Below are 19,011 nucleotides of genomic sequence, written 5' to 3'. Positions count from 1 at the left end.
CGTGGTGAGCGCACCGGGCACTACGCTCGGGCAAGCGGGCAATGGCGTGCCCATCGTCAACATCGCCGCGCCGAACGCCAGCGGGCTGTCGCACAACCAATTCCATGACTACAACGTCGGTGCCAACGGCGTCATTCTCAACAACTCGACAAATCGGACCGAGTCCACGCAACTGGGCGGGATTATTCTCGGCAACCCGAATTTTCGCGGCACCGCCGCCAATATCATCCTCAATGAAGTCAATGGCGGCAGCCCCAGCCAACTGCGCGGCTACACCGAAGTGGCGGGGCAGTCGGCCCATGTAATCGTCGCCAACCCGTACGGCATCAGCTGCAACGGCTGCGGCTTTATCAACACCCCGCAAGCCACGCTCACCACCGGTAAAGCGGTGATCGAAAACGGCCAGATCAATCGCTACCAAGTCGACCGTGGCAGCGTCGCCATCGAAGGCGCCGGCCTGAATGCGAGCAGCGTCGACCAGTTCGAAATCATCACCCGCGCGACCACCATCAACGCGCAGATCCAGGCAAAAAAACTCACCATCGTCGCCGGTCGCAACGACGTCGACGCCCGCACCTTGAATGCCACAGCGCGTGCGGCGGATGGCAGCCAGGCGCCGGATTTGGCGATTGATTCGTCGGCGCTGGGCGGCATGTATGTGGGCGCGGTCAAGCTGGTCGGCACCGAGGCCGGTGTGGGCGTGCGGCTGTCGGGTGACATGGTGGCTGGCGGCGATATTCAGATTGATGCCGCTGGCAATGTGGTGATGGGCCAGACCTCGGCCGGTACGGCCGTTAACGTCAAGGCGCAGAGTGTCGAGGCCAAAGGCGCGGTCTATGCCGGTACGGATTTGGCGATCAAAACCCAGGGCGCACTGACCAACCAGCAAACCCTCGCAGCTAAAGACAGCATCACCCTGGACGCGGGTGGCCGTTTGACCAACAACGGCATCATCGAAGCCGGCGTCAACGCCGACAACACCCGCAACACCCAAGGCGACGTACGCCTGACTGCCCAGTCTCTCGACAACACCGGCAAGACCGTCATCGCCAGCCGCGACCTCAGCGTCAACACCGGCGAACTCGCCAACCAGGGCGGTACGCTGAGCGCTCAACGCGATGCGCAACTCAAAGCCATATCCCTGGACAACCAAAACCAAGGCCGCATCCTCAGCGCCGGCAGCCTCGCCATCAACGCCGACCAACTGCTCAACAGCCTAGGTGGCCTGATCTCTAGTGACGGCGAACTGGTGGTCAACGTCGGCGCGCTGGGCAATCGCGACGGGGAAATTTCCAGCCTGGCCGAAGCCACCCTGAAGGCCGTCACCCTGGACAATACTCGAGGGCAGATCACCGGCGATCTGGGCTTGAACATCGACCTAAGCGGTGCCTTGGATAACCACGCTGGGACCCTGGGTTCCGGAAAGGCCTTGACCCTGGCCGCCGCCAGCCTCGACAACCGCGCGGCGGGCACAGTGCTTGCGGCGGACGGCAAGCTGAGCGCCACCCTCAGCGGCGCATTCGATAACCGCGAACAGGGCAAGCTGCGCGCCACCGGCAACATCGAACTGAACACCGGCAGCCTTGACAACCGTGGCGGCAGCCTGGCGGGCAAGGACCACCTGACCTTGCACAGCGCTTCGGCGGACAATCGTGGCGGCCTGATCCAGGCCGACAAAGACCTCAAGCTGCTGGTCGATCAGTTGGACAATCGCGACAAGGGCAATCTTGTCGCTAAGGCGGCCTTTGACTTGGAAGGCACCCGCCTGGACAACAGCGGCGGCCTGCTCAGCGCAGTCGGCCCGGTCAATCTCAAGGCCAAGGAGGTTGCCAACACCCAAGGCCGCATTGCCAGCCAGGGCGACCTCCAGGCGAGCATCGACAGCCTGAGCCAGCAGGGCGGTGCGCTGGTGGCCCAGGGTTCCCTGCTGCTCACCGGCAAGAGCCTCGACAACCGTAATGGCGGTACGGTCGCCAGCACCCAGGGCCTGACCGTCAATGTCGAGCAGATCGACAACCGTGCCGGCGAGCTGTCCAGCACCCGCAGCAGCGTCAGTGTCAGCGGGCAGCGCCTGGATAACAGCGATGGCGGCAAGCTGCTGACCGAGACCGACCTCGGCCTTATCGTGGCGCAAGTGATCAACCAGAACACTGGCCGCCTGTTCGCCAAGGGCAGCGTCAACCTGAACGGCTCGGCCCTGGATAACCGCGGCGGGAACCTCTCCGCGCTCCAGGGCCTGGATATCCGCCTCGATGGAGCGCTGCTCAACAACACCGGCTGGCTCAGCAGCGAAGGCGCCCTGGGGCTCAAGGTCGGCAGCCTGGACAACACGGCGGGCAAGCTCGGCAGTGCCGCCGACCTGTCGATCGACAGCCTTGGTGACGTGCTCAACCAGGGTGGTTCGATCCTCACGGACCAGGGCCTGGTACTCGCCAGCAGCAGCCTCGACAACAGCCGCAAAGGCCTGATCAGTGGCAAGGGTGCCATCCGCGTCACCACCGGCACCCTCGATAACAGCCAGGGCGGCCGCCTGACCAGCGACGACCGCCTGGACCTGACGGCGACCCACGTCAGCAATGGTGCTACCGGCCGTATTGCCAGTACCAGAGAGCTGACCGCCAGCGTCACCGACCTCGACCAGCAGGGCGGCGAATTGTTCAGCAAGACCCAGCTGAGCCTGGACCTGCACAACGGACGCCTGGACAACAGCGGCGGCCTGATCAACGGCCCGCTGCTGGTGCTGAAAAACCTCGACGAGGTGGTTAACCGGGGCGGTGAAATCTCCAGCGCCCAAGCTTTTGCCCTGGCCGCCAAAAGCCTCGACAACAGCAACGGCAAGCTGCTGAGCAACGGGGACCTGACCCTGCGTATCGATCAGGCGCTGAGCAACATCAAGGGCCTGGTGGCCGCGGCTGCTCTGGACAGCCGTAGCGCCAGCCTGGACAACAGCCAAGGCCTTATCAGCAGCCGGGGTGCGGTCGACCTGGGTGTGAGCGGGGCGTTGATCAACACAGACGGCACCCTGGTGGGCGACGGCGCGCTTCTGTTGGCGGCCAACAGCCTGGATAACAGCAACGGCGCTGTCTCCGGCAAGGCCGATGTCACGGCGAAAATTGCCGCTCTGGACAATCGCAACGGCAAGCTGATCGCCAGCGGCGCGCTGACCATGAACGCAGCTTCCGTGGATAACCGCGAGAACGGTCTGGTAGGGGCGACAAAAGCGCTGAAACTGGATGTCGACGCTATCGACAACCGCGGCGGTGAACTCTCCAGCAGTGCCGATATCCGCCTGACCGGCAAGCGCCTGGACAATAGCGACAGCGGCAAGCTCCTTGCCGATACGACACTGACACTCGAAATGGCCGAGGTACTCAACCGTAACCTGGGACTGCTCAAGGGCAAGACCAGCGTCACGCTGGACGGCCAGACCTTCGACAATACCGGCGGCCAACTACTCAGCGGCGGTGATGCACGACTCACCCTCGGCGCTGGCGTCGACAACAGCGGGGGCCTGATCAGCAGTGAAGGCCGGCTGGACGTCAGCAGCGCCGGACTGACCAACACGGCCGGCAGCCTGTCGAGTGCCGGGGCGCTCACGGCCAACGCCAGCGGTGCATTGGGCAACAGGGGTGGACGCCTGGTCAGTGACAGCAGTATCAACCTGAGCAGTGCCAGCCTCGACAACACCGAGCTGGGAGTGATCAGTGGTAAAGGTGCGGTCACGGTCAGTACCGGTGCCTATGACAATCGCAGCGGCAGCCTGAGCAGCAGCGACAGCCTCACCCTCACGGCAGGGCAGGTCAGCAACCAGAACGGCCGCATCGGCAGCGACAAGGCCCTGGTCGCCAGCCTCACCGGCCTGGACCAGCAGAACGGCAAGCTCTTCAGCAACACGGCACTGAGCCTGGACCTGAACAACGGCCAGTTGAACAACCAGAACGGTCTGATCAACGCGCCGTCATTGCTGCTCAACAACCTCAAGGACGTGAACAACCAGGGCGGTGAAATCTCCAGTGCCCAGGCCTTCGCACTGACCGCCGACAGCCTGGACAACAGCAATGGCAAACTGCTGAGCAATCAGGCCGTGACCCTGCGGATCAACCAGGCACTGATCAACCTCAAGGGACTGATCGCCGCCGCCGCGCTCGATATCCGCGCCGCCAGCCTCGATAACAGTGGCGGTACCGTCACCAGCCGTGGCGACCTCGACCTGACCACCCGTGGTCAACTGAGCAATCGCAGCCAGGGCCTGATCAACGCCGCGCAAGCCTTGACGCTCAGCAGCGCCGACTTCGACAACCAGGGCGGCACCTTGCTCGGTGCCGGCGCCGTGACCCTCAACGCGATGGCCCTGAACAACAGCGGCAAGGGCCTGATCAACAGCCAGGGTGGCCTGACGATCAACGCCAGCAGCCTGGACTCCGGCAATGGCGGTGAGGTTTCGGCCAAGGGCGATATCGACCTGAGCCTCGGCGCCCTGGCCCAGAACGGAGGTCGTCTGCTCGGCGACCAGGCCATTCGCCTCGACCTGGCGGGGGGTGATCTGGACAACCGCAACGGCCTGCTCAACGCCAAGGGCGCCCTGACCCTCACTCGTCTTCGCGACCTGAACAACCAGGGCGGCGAGCTTTCCAGTAGCCAGAGCTTCAACCTGGTCGGGCGCACACTGGACAACAGCGCCGGCAAGCTGATCAGCAGCAACCAGCTGGGCGTGACCGCCAATAGCCTGATCAACCAGGGCGGCCTGATTTCCGGCTGGCAGGGGCTGGCCGTCAACGGCGCGAGCCTGGACAACCGTAACAGCGGCACCTTGTCCAGCCGCAGCGGTAATCTTGATGTCAACATCAGTGGCGCATTGCTCAACAGCAACGCCGGTGCGCTGGTCAGCCAGTCGGCCTTGACCGTCAACGCGGCCAGCCTCGACAACAGCGCCGGTATTCTGTCCAGTGGCGCGGCCCAGCGCCTGACGGTCAGCGGTCTGTTGACCAACGCCCAAGGTGGCTCCATCGACAGCGCCGCTAGCTTGACACTGCAAGCCATGGCCCTGAACAACAGCGCCAGCATCAGCGCGCAACAGGCCCTGGATTTCACCGGCAGCACGCTGGACAACAGTAACGGTACCCTGAGCGGCAAGGGCGCAGTCAGCCTCGATCTGCTCGGTGCCCTGACCAACACCAACGGCAAGCTCGCCAGTGCCGGGCCGTTGGTGATCAGTCGCAGCAGCCAAGTCGTCAACCAGGGCGGCCAACTGGTCAGCCAGGGCTTGCTGAGCCTGTTCACCGGCAGCCTGGATAACCGCAATCGCGGGACCGTCGCGGCCAATGACAACCTCGTCATCAACAGCACTGGCGCAGTCCAGAACAACAACGACGGCCTGATCTACAGCCAGAACGGTGACGTGCGCGTCGACGCCACGAGCCTCGCCAACGGCAAGGGCGCCTTGCAAGGGCAGGGCGCGCTGAACTTGACGGTCAGCGGCGCTATCGACAACCAGAGCGGCAGGCTGATTGCCCAGAATGGCGACCTGAACGTCAGCGCGGCCAACCTCGACAACCGTGGCGGCACCCTGGCCAGCGTCAAGGGCGCCCTTGAAACCCGTATCGTCGGCGTGCTGAAAAACGGCTATGACCTGAACAACAATCGCCAGGGCGGAATCATTCAGGCTCAGCGCCTGAACCTCAGCGCCCTGGGCGGGATCGACAACTACGGCGGGCGGATCGCGGCGCAGAGCGGCGATGCCCTGGTCACCACCGCCGCCTTCGATAACCGCAATGGCGGCCTTTACGCCAAGGGCCTGATGCAGGTCAGCGGCAACACCTTCGACAACAGCGGCGACAACGGCGGGCAGATCGCCGGCCAGCGCATCGACCTCAGCCTCAACGGCGCGCTGAACAATCGTCTGGGTATCATTGAAAGCGACAGCACCCTGCGCGTACGTGCAGCCAGCGTCGACAACCAGGCCGGTCAGATCCGTGCGCTGGGCACCAGCGGCAAGACCGATTTCCAGATCGGCGGCCTGTTCGACAACCGCAACGGCAAGCTGGAAACCGCCAACAGCGACCTGACCCTTAACGCCGGCAGCTTCCAGAACCTGGGCGGCAGCCTGCTGCATGTGGGCAACGGCACCTTTGATATCAGCACCGGCAATATCACCAATGCCGGCGGCAGCCTGGTGACCCGCGGTGGCCTCACGCTCACGGCGGACAGCTGGGCCAACAGCAGCGTGATCCAGGCCGGGCGCCTGACGGTGAACGTCAACACCCTCAACCAGACGGCGGGTGGACAACTGCTGGCCTCGGACAGCCTGACCGGCAACGGCGGCAATTGGAACAACGATGGGCTGATCGCCAGCGATGGGACGGCCAACCTGAACCTGAGTGGCAGCTACAACGGCCAAGGACGTTATACCAGTTTGAATACGCTGGGCCTGACCGCCGCCGCGTTGAACCTTGGCAGCACCGGCAGTATCGCCGGAGGGGCCGATACGCTGATCAACGTCGGTGGGCAGGTGAATAATTACGGCCGAATCACCTCGGCTGCCGGGATGAGGGTGAACGCCGGGGCGATCAACAACTACGCAACTTTGGGCAGCAATGCCAACCTTGTGCTGAACACCCCTGGCTTACTCAACGAAAATGGCCTGATCTTCAGCGGCGGCGACACAACGCTACAGGTCAACGGTTTCACTAACCATACGGCGCAGCTCTACAGCCTGGGTAACGTCAGTATTGAAGGCTATGGGGGGCAGGTCCAGTCGGCTCAAGTGACCAATATCTCCGGGTCGTTGGAGAGTCGGGGCAGATTCAGCATAAATGCTGCCAGCGTCGAAAACCGCACAGAAGGTTTTAGCCTGGGGCGCAAACTGGTTTCAGCAACTATTGCCGTCAAATGTCTGGACTGTGCGGGGGGGGATTATGACCTCGCCATTGCAGTTCGTGAGACTTACGAAGGGCAGGACAACGACACCAGTGCGGCGGCCCTGCTGTCAGCCGGCACAGACTTTGTTTTCAGTGGTGGCAACTTTCTCAATAGCAAAAGTACCGTCAGCGCAGGCGGCAATATTTCCATCCAGGCAAGCAACCTGACCAACGTAGGATCGATGGGCGGCATCATCGAGCGCACGCGCAGTTATCGCACACAAGCGATTCCAAACACCACGGCCCTTGCCTTCGTCAACCAGGTGGTCAGCTACAACGCGCGAAATGATCCTGACTACCCGAACATCTACTACATCAATGACGCTGGCGGCCTGAGCAAGGCGATTGCCGAGACTTATCAGCGTCCTGTCCCTGTAGGAAGCCCTGGAACCACGGCTCCGGCTGTTCGGTTCAGGGATGCCGTCACTGGCCAGTTGATAACCACATTGGCCTTCGGTACCCGGTATGGGCTGAACCAACAGGCCCAGTACGATCCTAATAACTTGATGGCGCTGCCGGCTCAATTGCAGTCGTACACCCAGACCGGTGACGTTGAGGTTTCCAGAGATGGCAGTGGGGCCGGGCGCAGTGCAATTATCCAGGCAGGTGGCAAGGTTTCGATTACTGCGTCGCAGAATCTGAACAACAGCGTCATTCACCAGGATTACGGGGTCAGTTCGGGCGCCAACAAAGTCCAGAGCACGCAAGCGGCGGGCACCGGCACGCCCGTTGTGATCCGGCTCAATGCTCAGTTGCCGCCGGACCTTGCCAAGCAGCAGGTCAATCCCCTGGTTCTACCCGGATTCAGCCTGCCAACCGGACAAAACGGCCTGTTCCGCCTGAGTGGGCAGGGCAGTTCGGCGACACAGGCCAACCAGGCCAACGCGGGGCCCCAGACCTGGAGCATGGGCAGCGCGGCAGTCAGCAATGCCCAGCGCCAACAGGGAGCGGATGACGTCCAGGCGCGCAACCTGCAGTTCACTGATGCGGCGCGGATCGCTGCGAGCAATCTTCAGCTCGAACAAAATACCCGTCAGGCCACGGGCGACGGTGTTTCGGGCAGCGTGATCACTGTCAGCGCACCGGGCGATACCGGCAGTGTCCAACTGCCGGGGCAGGGCGGCTTGGTGTCCTCGGTGGGCAACCAGGTTATCAATCGCGTGCAGGGCTTGCCGTACACTTCGGGTCGGTCCAATCCGCAGAAGTACCTGATCGAAACCAACCCGGTGCTGACCGACCTCAAACAGTTCATGAGTTCGGACTACCTGCTGGCGAACCTCGGCTACAACCCTGATGAAAGCGCCAAGCGCCTGGGCGATGGTTTCTATGAACAGAAGCTGATCCAGCAGGCGGTGGTCGCGCGCACCGGTCAACGTTTTATAGATGGCCAGACCTCCGACGAAGCGCTCTACAAGTACTTGATGGACAACGCCATCCAGAGTAAGCAGCAGCTCGAACTGTCGGTGGGTGTCAGCCTCACATCACAACAGGTCGCGGCGCTGACCCACGATATCGTCTGGCTCGAAGAGCATGAGGTGAATGGCGAGAAGGTCCTGGTGCCGGTGCTGTACCTGGCCCAGGCCACCAACCGCCTGGCACCGAACGGGGCCTTGATCCAAGGCTCGGACGTTACGCTGATTGCGGGCAAAGACCTGAACAACGCCGGTACGCTGCGTGCCAGCAACAATCTGGCGGCCACGGCCGGCAATGATCTGGTCAACACGGGGCTGATCGAGGCCGGTAACCGTCTGGACTTGTTGGCCGGTAACGACATCATCAACAAAGCGGGCGGCGTCATCGCGGGGCGCGATGTGAGCATGACCGCGATTGCCGGGGACGTGATCAACCAGCGTATGGTGACCGGCACCGACATACGCTACAAGGGCGAAAACACACACAGCGAGTATGTCGACAGCGGGTCTCGAATAGAAGCTGCGAACGACCTGACCATCAAGGCTGCGCGAGACTTCGTCAGCACTGGCAGCACACTGCAAAGCGGCGGTGACACAACGATCACCGCAGGCCGGGATGCCTTTATTGCCGCCACCGAGCAGCACAACAGCGTGGTGGCCGGTGCCCAGAGCAGCAGCGTTACTCAATACGGCTCGGATCTGACGGTGGGGCGTGACCTCTCTATCCAGACGGGGCGTGATCTGGCAGTGGTTGCCAGCCAGATAGAGGCAAATCGGAACATCGATTTCGGCGCAGGTGAAAACCTTACGGTGGCTTCGGCTGCCGATGAAAGCCATTCGTATTCCAAGTCCAAGAAGGTTACGGCTCAGGAAGACCACGTCAAACAGATTTCCAGTGTCGTAAGCGCCGGGCAAGACGTGACTTTCAACGCTGGCAAAGATATGACGCTGATCTCGAGCCGGATCAATGCCGGCAACGAGGCCTACCTGGCAGCGGCTGGGCAGCTGGATGTGTTGGCGGCTCAGGACACCGATTACTCGCTGTATGACAAAAAGAGCAAGGGCAGTTGGGGGCGCAAGCAGACCAGGCGCGATGAGGTGACAAAGATCACCCATGTCGGCACCCAGATCACCACGGGCAGTGATCTGACACTGATCAGCGGTGGCGATCAGCGTTATCAGGCCGCGAAACTTGAAAGCGGCGCAGAATTGATACTCAACAGCGAGGGCTCAATTACCTTTGAGGCGGTCAAGGACCTGAACCAGGAAAGCCACGAGAAGAGTAAAAACAGCCTCGCGTGGAACTCCTCGAAGGGTAAGGGACATACCGACGAAACCCTGCGTCAGAGCGAATTGATCAGCAAGGGCGACCTGGCGATCACTGCCGCAAAAGGTCTGCACATCGACATCAAGCAGATTGACCAGAAGACAGTCAGCCAGACAATTGATGCGATGGTCCAGGCCGACCCTCAACTGGCCTGGCTCAAAGAAGCCGATAAACGCGGGGACGTCGATTGGCAACGCGTGAAGGAGGTTCACGAGTCCTTCAAGTACAGCAACTCCGGCATGGGCGTGGGCGCGATGCTGGCGGTCGTGATTATCGTGACGGTGCTGACCGCAGGTTCGGGAACGGCCACTGTCGTTGGCACCAGCGCAAGCGGGGCTGCCACAGCCGTGGGCATCAGTGCGACCACCGCCGCCGCGATTGGCGCGGCGGCATCGGCAGCCTACACCGCTGCCGTGGTTCAGTCGGTGGTCAGCACGATAAACAACAAGGGCAACCTGGGCGCGGTGCTCAAGGATGTCACTTCGACGGAAAGCCTCAAGGGGTATTTGACCAGCGGGCTGGTTGCGGGCTTTGCATCGGGTGTTCTGGACAAGGCGTTCGGTGTTTCTGCCGAAAATGCCGGTAAAGCGACCCACGGTTTTGAACTGGCCAGCACCGACGGCCTGACCAAGTTTGCTGGCTACACCTTGGCAGAAAAGGGCTTTGGTGCGGTTACCAACACTGCGATCAATGGTGGCAGCCTCAAGAACAATCTGGCACAGGCCAGTATCAGTGCGGCTGCGGATGTCCTGTCGGCCTCCATCTACAACCGGTTGGGTACTCAGCTTGAGTTCACCGGGGTTCCGGCCAAGGTCGGCGCACACGCGATTGTCGGTGGCCTGATCGCGGAAGCGGCCGGAGGCAGCTTCCGGACTGGGGCCTTGGCAGCCGGTGCCAATGAGGCCTTTGTCGCCTCGGTGGGCGACAAGATCTTCGTGGGCGACATGCATGATCAACTGCTGGCGATGACCTCCCAGTTGATCGGCGTAACGGTCTCGGCAGCCGCAGGCGGCTCGGATAAAGACCAGGCAGTGGCGGGCTGGGTCACCCAGCAGGCGACCAAGTTCAACAGCCTTGATCACCCGACCGCCGAGCGATTGCTTAACGAGCTGAAGGCGTGCAAGGCCGGTGGCAATTGCACCGAAGCGAAGCAGCGCGACCTGATAGGCAAGTTTGAAAAGATCTCGGCCGAACGTTCGCAGTTGATCGACCTGTGTGAAACCCGCGCCTGTGTCGAAGGCCTCAAAGCCAACACCATTGCCATGGACGACCCGGTTGCGCAGGAGTTGGTCAGCTTCTACCGGAACAAAGTTTCCTATGACATGACCGGGATGCTGGTGGGCAATCCAGGGCTGATCGCGCAACCGGCTCAAGGGTATGACCCTTGGGGCAATACCTATGTGACCGATGACCAGATCATCACGGCCAAGTACATCAAGGAAGGCTGGTTGACGCCTGCCGAGAGCGCCAATCTCAAGGAGTGGGAGAACAAGACTTCCTGGCTCGACGATGCGGCAGGTCGCAAACTCAGCGTGGCCGAAAGAGCCGCCATGATCAGCAACATGGGCACTACGTTACTGACCGAGGGCTGGGGGACCAAAGTTGTTGCAGGTGTCGTTAAAGGTGGGAAAACCGGTAGCGGGGTCTCGAAGGATGCCGATGGCTTCGGTGTGAATCCAGGGGGTGGCAAAGGACCGTGCTGCTTCGCTGCCGGCACCATGGTAGCCACCCCTTCGGGGGCCAAGGCGATCGAAACGCTCAATATTGGCGATATCGTCTGGAGCAAGCCTGAAAACGGCGGTGAGCCATTTGCGGCGGCCATTCTGGCGACTCACAAACGCTCCGACCAGCCTATCTACAAGCTCAGACTCACGAGCATCCGTGCAGACGGTGCCGCTGAGAGTGAAACGTTGCTGGTAACACCGTCGCATCCTTTCTACGTTCCGGCAAAGCACGACTTTATCCCCGTGATTGACCTTGAGCCGGGCGATTTGCTCCAGTCTCTAGGGGACGGTGCAAGCGAGAACGTATCGACACGTGTTACCTCTTTGAAGCTGTTCCAACCGCAAGGCAAGTCCTACAACCTCACGGTCGATATCGGTCATACCTTCTATGTGGGCAAACTGAAAACGTGGGTGCACAATACGGGACCATGCCCTATCAACCCGGGTTCGGGAGGTAGTCCAAATGCGGGCGGGGCTGCGCTGGAGACGACCAACCCCATTACTGTCAGCGGGAGTCGTTCCATTGACAAGGCGCAGAGCTACGAGGGCGGAGTGCGCGGAATGTATGGTGGTACTACTGCATTTGAAGAGCGTCAGTTCAGAACAGTGGTGGATGGGAAAGTTGTCAGTGGTGTGGCCGACGATGTTGCCGTTATCGGTGGTAAGAGAACCGCGATCGAAGCAAAGTTTGTGGATGATTGGAGTGACTCCATTCGCAACCCGGCAAGCTCGGCAGGCACCAAGCCGTGGTCTGCGGCGGAGCAGACAAAAATGGTGGATCAGGCGAAGAAGTATTCTTCAGGCTTTGATGGCGGTGCCATTTACCATACGAACAGCCCGGAGTTGGCCAGTTATTACTCAAAAATATTTACCGATGCGGGGATAAAAAACATCAAGTTTGTCATTACCCCGGCGGCTAAGTGAGGTCTGTAATGAGCAGTGATCGGGATGCGTTGGAGAAAGTCTTAGGCGGCACCATCGAGCAGCGCGGGCAGCGTGCCGTACCCGGCTTGAATCCTGTTGAGGGCGTAGAGTTTGTTTACTACCAAGCTGATGGAAAGAGTAAGGCAAAGATGCAGTTCAATGCCCTCCTGGACTCGGCAGGTGAGATAAGGGCCACCCGCGGTGGGGTTGTTTCTGACAGCTGTAAAATTCATCTGCCGGAGGGGCTTCAGTTCCATGCCCTCTCATACCATGGTGATATAGAGGGGTGGCGGGAGGCAGTTGAGGCTGGAGCCAAAGCCCGTGGATTGCTCCTTGCCCGAATTGACGGTGATCAGTTTGTTGTGTCCGACGGGCGCTCGATTGCTCTTTCAGGTTGCAAGGTGGAATTCCCTTGAGCCTGATTATCTGTTGAGGCGCGGTGCTTGGGGGGTGAGTGGTGCACCGGGCGCTCTGCGTCGGGTTCTTGAGACGCAGAGCGTGGCGTTGGCAATGACGACTAAAGACTCTCAGGATCCCCAAAAAACATTTTGACAAAGCTCTATGGCGGTTGTTTCAGGTCATGAAAAACTAATTATGCCCCCATTTTTGCCCCCATTGACTTAGGGTGTACGAGTGATCGCGAACGGCGATTTCTAACAGCTGTCGAGGTGGTGCCCACTGGACTCCAGTGTACCTCCATGGTGGGCTGTCAGTGGCTCTTTGCGGATCTGCCTCCCCTCCTTCAGGCGGCGTTGCTGGTTCGCTTACGGCAGTTACTTCTTCCGTAGCTGTGCGGCAACAGTCATGTTTGGGGCTTCAGCGCCACCTCGCTGGAACGCGGAGGGCGTCCGGCATTCTGGCAAAGTATGAGGCTGCGCATGGATCAGTTGACACTCCAATTGTGAACCCCCGATCACAACCTCACTGAAAGTGATAGCATATTGCCTATACCCCGGTAACGTTGGGAGGTGGGTTCTGCGACCTCCGCTTTGAATGTCTAGGATGACCATGCGCATAGGGATTGATTTCGGAACGAGCTACACCGCAGCAGCTGCCTACATAGATGGTGAGCTTCGGCATGTTTCCTTCGCCGGCGACAGCCAGTTTCGAACTGCGGTATTCATACCTGAGAAGTCTATTGACTGGACCCTTTTCCAGCCAGACGCCTATGAGCAGCAGGTCCGCGACAACCTTAGTGCTTCGACGGCGGCGTATACGAAGGCTCTCGGAGAATACGACGAGGCAACCAGCAAAATTCGGTTCCGCTATCGATCGCTAGCGAAGAATGGCGACATTACTCAAGAGGAGGCACAGGCTCGAATTTCCTTGGCTACCTCGGAGCTGAAGAAGCCTGTATCGCCTTTGGCTGCGGAAATTCGGAGAGCGACCATTTCCGCAGCTCGACGCCATTGGGCCCATGAGCAGAGGGAGACGGGCAGGGCTAGCTCGATTAACGTCGACGAATCAGCAGTTTTTGGCGAAGACGCGATTGAGGAATTCTTTTGGTACGAGGAAGGCCGACTCATCCAATCTCCGAAATCCATGCTTGGTTTCAGGTTAGCTGCTCCACAGCGCGAAGCGATTGTGAAAATCGTCTCGAATGTCCTAAAGCACGTCCGGCGTGCGGCGACTGAGCAATTGAGTGTCGATGTCACTGAAGCCACTATTGGCAGGCCTGTTGTATTTAGAAGCTCCATGGGGCCAGAGGGAAGTGACCAGGCAGTGGAGCTGCTGCGCGAAGCAGCACATCGTGCGGGATTCAAATCAGTGGATTTCCTAGCAGAGCCCGCAGCCGCCGCAATAACCTATCACATGGATTTCCCAGAGCCCCAGTTTGCGGTAGTCGTGGATGTAGGAGGTGGTACCACTGATATCGCCGTTGGGCATGTCGGTGGTCAGGAGGTGGCGCCGAAGCTGGACGCCAGTTGGGGCTTAGCTAAGGGCGGCACCGATGTGGACCTTGGACTTTCTCTTCGAGCGGTAATGCCACTATTTGGAAAAAATGACTGTCGCCTACTCGCACCGTTTTACGTCGACGCCGCCATGGTCAGCGACCAGAACCGGCAAGCGGCCTTTCGAAAAGTAGACGTTGATTCGATCAAAGCTCCCTACAAGAAGCGTTTGCTTGCGCTACAGCGGTATGGGGTCACTGTCAGGATGAATCGTGACGTAGAAAGGCTCAAGGTCGCTCTCAGTTCAGAAGCTGAAGCAGACGTTTCTCTCGATTACGTGCAGAAGGGGCTTCGAGCCAAGGCGGGGACGTCTGATCTGGAGTTTGGATGTGAAAGGTTCATGCGCTCCTTCAACGAGTTGCTCAGTCAGGTGAGGGGTGCGACCGCTGGCCGAACTCCGATTGTGCTGCTTACCGGCGGCATGTCGCGAGCGCCCTATATCGCAGATGCTGTCAAACGTCACTTTCCAGGTAGTGAGATACACCATGGAGATGCGTCGCTAGGGGTAGTAGGTGGCTTGGCGATGCATGCGGCCACGGTGCACAGGACGGCCTCTGAAGCTCATGCGAAATGACCAGGCTACTTCACCAAGTCACGGTTGAAGGTCCTCCATCAATGTGGGCAACTTCGTACCAGCACACCACCTGCATCCCTGGACTTATCCGAGCGCACCGCCGAAATTGTAGCCCCACTGAGTCCTCGGAGATTGTCGCATGTCAGTAGAAGGACCTCTGCCTCAAACCGGTGATCAGCACGATATCAATGCAGATGCGGACTCTTGTCTCCGGGCGCGACGTCCCCAGCATTGGCGTATCCAGAGCTTGGAAGGGACCGACGACTACGGGTTCGACTATCAAGTCCAGACAACGCCCAACCAACAGGTCAGGGACGTCTTTCGTATCCAGCTCAAAGGGACGCGTTCACCGTCGATTTCAGCGGACGGTGAGTTCATCTCGGTGGCCTTAAAGGCCTCGACGGTCAGGTACTACAATCGTGTGGTCGAACCCATACTTCTAGTGATCTGCGATTTATCTGTTAATGAGGATCCGGTTGATTGCCCCCTGCATTACGTCTGGATTCATGAGGAGTTAAGCCGGATCAATGTGTTGGATTTGCCCGCCGAGCAGAAGTCCGTAACGCTGAAAGCACCTCGAAAGAATCTCATCAATAGAAAGACCGATCTGTCTTTGGACATCGACCAGCAAAATGATTATTCCCGCGTCGGTCATCTGTTGGGTGGACACACTGAACAGACCCACCCGGATATGCCTTCCGAAGAACGGTTATTGCTGGTGCAAGGAGCGACACAGGGAATCACCGCACGAGGGGCATCCTTTATCGAAGCCCTCGCAGCCCCGGCGCAGGGGCACTGGATCGCCCCGGCGAAGGGATCCCTTGCTTGGGCGCTTAGCCAGGCGAGGGCCGACCTGCTAGCGAATGCGTTGGAGCGCGCTCGCACGCACTTGGACGTTGCTGAGCTGATGCTGGGAGGAGCTACCGTTCTTGAACAAGCCGAGTACTGGTGCCTGCTGGGCAACTGGCATGTCGAATCTGGTGCTGATGTATCCGCAAGTTCTGCGTATCAACGAGCCTATCAACTGAACCCATTGCCGAAGTATCAAGCCGCTTGGTGCGAGGCCGAGATCCGACTTCGCTTTGACGATGCCCGTGAAACGTTACCCGAACTGGAGGCGCAGCTTCAGGGAGAGGATCCGCTGATCAATGCCACCCGCTCGCGTCTCGCCGCGATCCAGGGGGATTATCTGAGGGCAATTCAGATCGCCGGGGCGCTGCCGGAGCCTGAGTGCTCATCTGCAACAGCCCTAGTTCATCTGCTCAATGGCGACCATGCCGCTGTCGTTAATTGCTGCGATAACGGGCTTGCGCTCGCCGACTCGCTCTCCTCTGTAGGGCAAGCGCTCCTCCTTTACAAAGCACGAGCTAAGTTCGCGTTGGCTCATGCTGGAACCCTTGACGCCGAGTTTCCTTTTATCCCGGCCTGTGGTCTCCCTGGTGTCGACCCGGTGATGCTTCTGGAGGTGTGGACAGCGGTTAACGCTGGGGTGGAGTCGTTCAGAGCAGCAGGATGGCAATCTAACATCGAACACCTTTCCGATATCTGGCCGTCGACCGCGCTTGCCTTGGGTAAGGGGCCGGAAATTCTGCCTCTGTTGGTCGAGGCAACCACGGCGCGCCCTAAATTGCTCGGTCTACAGGAAGCGCTTCGAATTGTCGCCGTGGAGTGTGGTGATCATGAGTTGGCACTTAAGGCAAACGGCTCGTTGCCCCCCTCCGCGATCAACAGTCTGTGGGCAACACTCCTGTTTCACTCGACTGGCAAGCATCGCCTTTCCGTGCAGAGCTTCCAGGGGTGTTATGAGTGTGCTGATCGTCTGCATCCGCGCTTTGGCACAGCGGCTGTTGCGGCCATCTTGTCGGCGCAGAAAATGGTTCGGCCAGACCTTGTACGAGCCTGGCTGGATGAACTCCAGCGTGAGCCGAGCCTGCGGAGCTTTGCCGCGCTTGCGCAATATCATCTGGCTCTAGAGTGCAATCAGATTGAGAAGAGTGAAGCGCTGCGCACATTGCACTCCTGCTATGAGCAACTCGGTCACCCTCAAGACCTAGCTCTCACGCTGTTGCAGGAGCTGAGTCCGACTCAGATGGAAGAGGCGCCACTCTGTATTAAGATTGCAGAGCGAATCACCCAGGAGAGCCTGCTGCCACCCGTGATGGCGGTTCGGGTTGGGCTGGCGCTGATCACGTTGAAAGACTGGTCTGCGCTGTTGAATCTGTGCCAGGGGGGAAAGGTCCGTGCGGAACCCGGGGATCGCATGCTGGCATTCGAAGCTTTGGCGCTTGATCACATCGGCCGCTCTGGCGCGGCACGTGAACGTCTAGCCACTCTTCTTGCCTCAGGCTCAACTGATCATGTTGCGCTGGATACTTATGTCACTATCGCGACGCGGTGCGGCTATGTGAGTGAAGCCATCGATGCTGCGGAACGCTTCCTGGAAGTGGTCGAATCCAAGGCGCAGCGTCTCGAATGCATGAGAACGCTATATTCGTTGGTCCATCTAGCTGATCCTGCGAGTGCCAGGCTCTACGCCTTGGCGCTAAAAATCGGAGAGATGATTGATCGAAACGATGAGCAGCAGGAGGGGGCTTTCCTGCTGATGGTGCTGGCCGCCCCTTCGGGCGATGCCGATGGAGACGTTGCCACGGATCGTGAACGCTTTCAGGAGAGGGCGTCGGCGTTCTTCGATAAATTCCCGAACTCCAAGATCTTGCGCAGAGGTGAGATTCGAGCAGATTGGTCTCATGAGGCGTTTTTGTCAGCCCTCAAGTCTCTGGCGGGTATCACAGATGCTGCTGAAGCTCTGCAAAGAAGGTTAGAGAAAGGATTGCAGCAGGGTTCGACCCTGGTTCCTTTTTCCTGGCGACCACGCTTTGCTCTTTCATCGGTATCTGATGTGGTACATCTCTGGGAGGTTGCTAAGGCGTCAAGCCGCGATGACGCGAAATATCATCTTGCAATGACGATGGGGCCAGATCGCCCGATCCTGACGGCGCAAGACTTACGCGAGCGTGTACCTCTGTTGGACCTCACGGCCTTGCTGGTGCTTCTCGATCTGGAGCTCATCGATCCAATAGTGGCTTTCTTCGGCACGATCGCTGTGTCCAAAGCCACCTTGGAAGAATTGATGGAGCTTTCCAGCCCCATGTTCGGCAGCCCCGTGCATAACAAGTGCTTGGCTTTACAGCAGGCGCTGAGGCCACATTTGAGCTCGATTCTCCAACCGTCGTCATCCGCGACGGGCCGTGATCAAGAAAAATATGCCGTGGTTGGTCGAGGGAACTTTCATATCGCGGATATTTGTGCGGATCAAGCGGCGGACTTCAGGCTTTATTCTGACGACGCAATCTTTCGAGTATTTTGCGCTGGAGGGGCTGAGCCTGACGGTATATGCACCCTCGATGTGCTCGACAGCTTAGTCGAGTTGGGGGTTCTAGATATCAGAGAAAAGGCCCGTAAGGTTGCGTTGCTCTGTCAGTGGAATGTCGGCCTAATTGTCAGATGGAGGGACTTTATTGCACTTCTTCCTTTGAGGCTTTTGCAGGTGACGGGTGTGAGTCAAGGCATTCAGGTTCTTGACCGCGATCCTGAGTTCAAAATGCTGGTCTCAGCTGTGTGGGATTATCGGCTTCCCTTCCAGAAAACCATGGAACATGCTGCTGCGCTGCTTGGTTTGATGCTCACCCTGGAGCCGATATCCAACACTGCTATCGCAGCAGTTATGATTCAGTGGTTTGTGAAGGCTGGAATGAGTAAAGATGCTCCAGATCAAGCCCTGCGAACGATTACTCGACTCGTAACCTTTGTGGCGAGCATCAGGCCCTTAGAGGGGCGCGCGGGGAAGCGACTTTGGGGAGTCTATCTTCTGATTGTCGAGTGGCATCACGGGCATCTCGATGACACTAAAATAGAGTTGGCAATACAGGCGTTGGGGGGCGAGTGTGTTCGCCTAGAACACGTTACGCTGGGTCTGGAAACTGACGTTTTTTCCGCTCTCTTCAAGTGCCTGCCGAACGGATCAGTCGAGGCACGTATTTTTGCTAACGCCTATTCTAGGGGGCTGGCGCAGCAGGACTCTGGAGGCAAAAGAGTATGATCTGTTGCGGTTCTAGGAGTCCTGTCGATGTTGAGGAGAAGCGGGTTCACCTTTGTATTCCAGCTCATAGTGATGAGATGAA

The 19,011-nt window shown here is 59.2% G+C and carries 4 protein-coding genes; all 4 read left to right on the top strand.

All coding sequences use genetic code 11. The features are described 5' to 3' along the window. Position 1: 1 nt before the first annotated feature. The 4 genes from HX783_RS25160 (at position 2) to HX783_RS25145 (ending at position 18,929) form a co-directional block, all read left to right on the top strand. Positions 2-12,304, top strand: coding sequence for a filamentous hemagglutinin N-terminal domain-containing protein (locus tag HX783_RS25160; protein ID WP_371317709.1), 12,303 nt, complete (start codon positions 2-4; stop codon positions 12,302-12,304). Positions 12,305-12,312: 8 nt separating this feature from the next. Next, positions 12,313-12,720: a hypothetical protein gene (locus HX783_RS25155; protein ID WP_177018650.1), complete on the top strand. Its 408-nt coding sequence runs from the start codon at positions 12,313-12,315 to the stop codon at positions 12,718-12,720. A 586-nt stretch (positions 12,721-13,306) separates the two neighbouring features. Further along, on the top strand, positions 13,307-14,830 hold the full coding sequence (locus HX783_RS25150) for an Hsp70 family protein (protein ID WP_177018649.1): 1,524 nt from the start codon (positions 13,307-13,309) through the stop codon (positions 14,828-14,830). A gap of 139 nt (positions 14,831-14,969) precedes the next feature. After that, positions 14,970-18,929: a DUF4365 domain-containing protein gene (locus tag HX783_RS25145; RefSeq protein WP_177018648.1), complete on the top strand. Its 3,960-nt coding sequence runs from the start codon at positions 14,970-14,972 to the stop codon at positions 18,927-18,929. Positions 18,930-19,011: the final 82 nt, after the last annotated feature.

The sequence above is a fragment of the Pseudomonas sp. D2002 genome (genome assembly GCF_013385735.1).
Taxonomy (GTDB): Bacteria; Pseudomonadota; Gammaproteobacteria; order Pseudomonadales; family Pseudomonadaceae; genus Aquipseudomonas.
The sequence above is the reverse complement of the archived record's forward strand: the minus strand, read 5'-3'. Positions and strand labels throughout refer to the sequence as shown.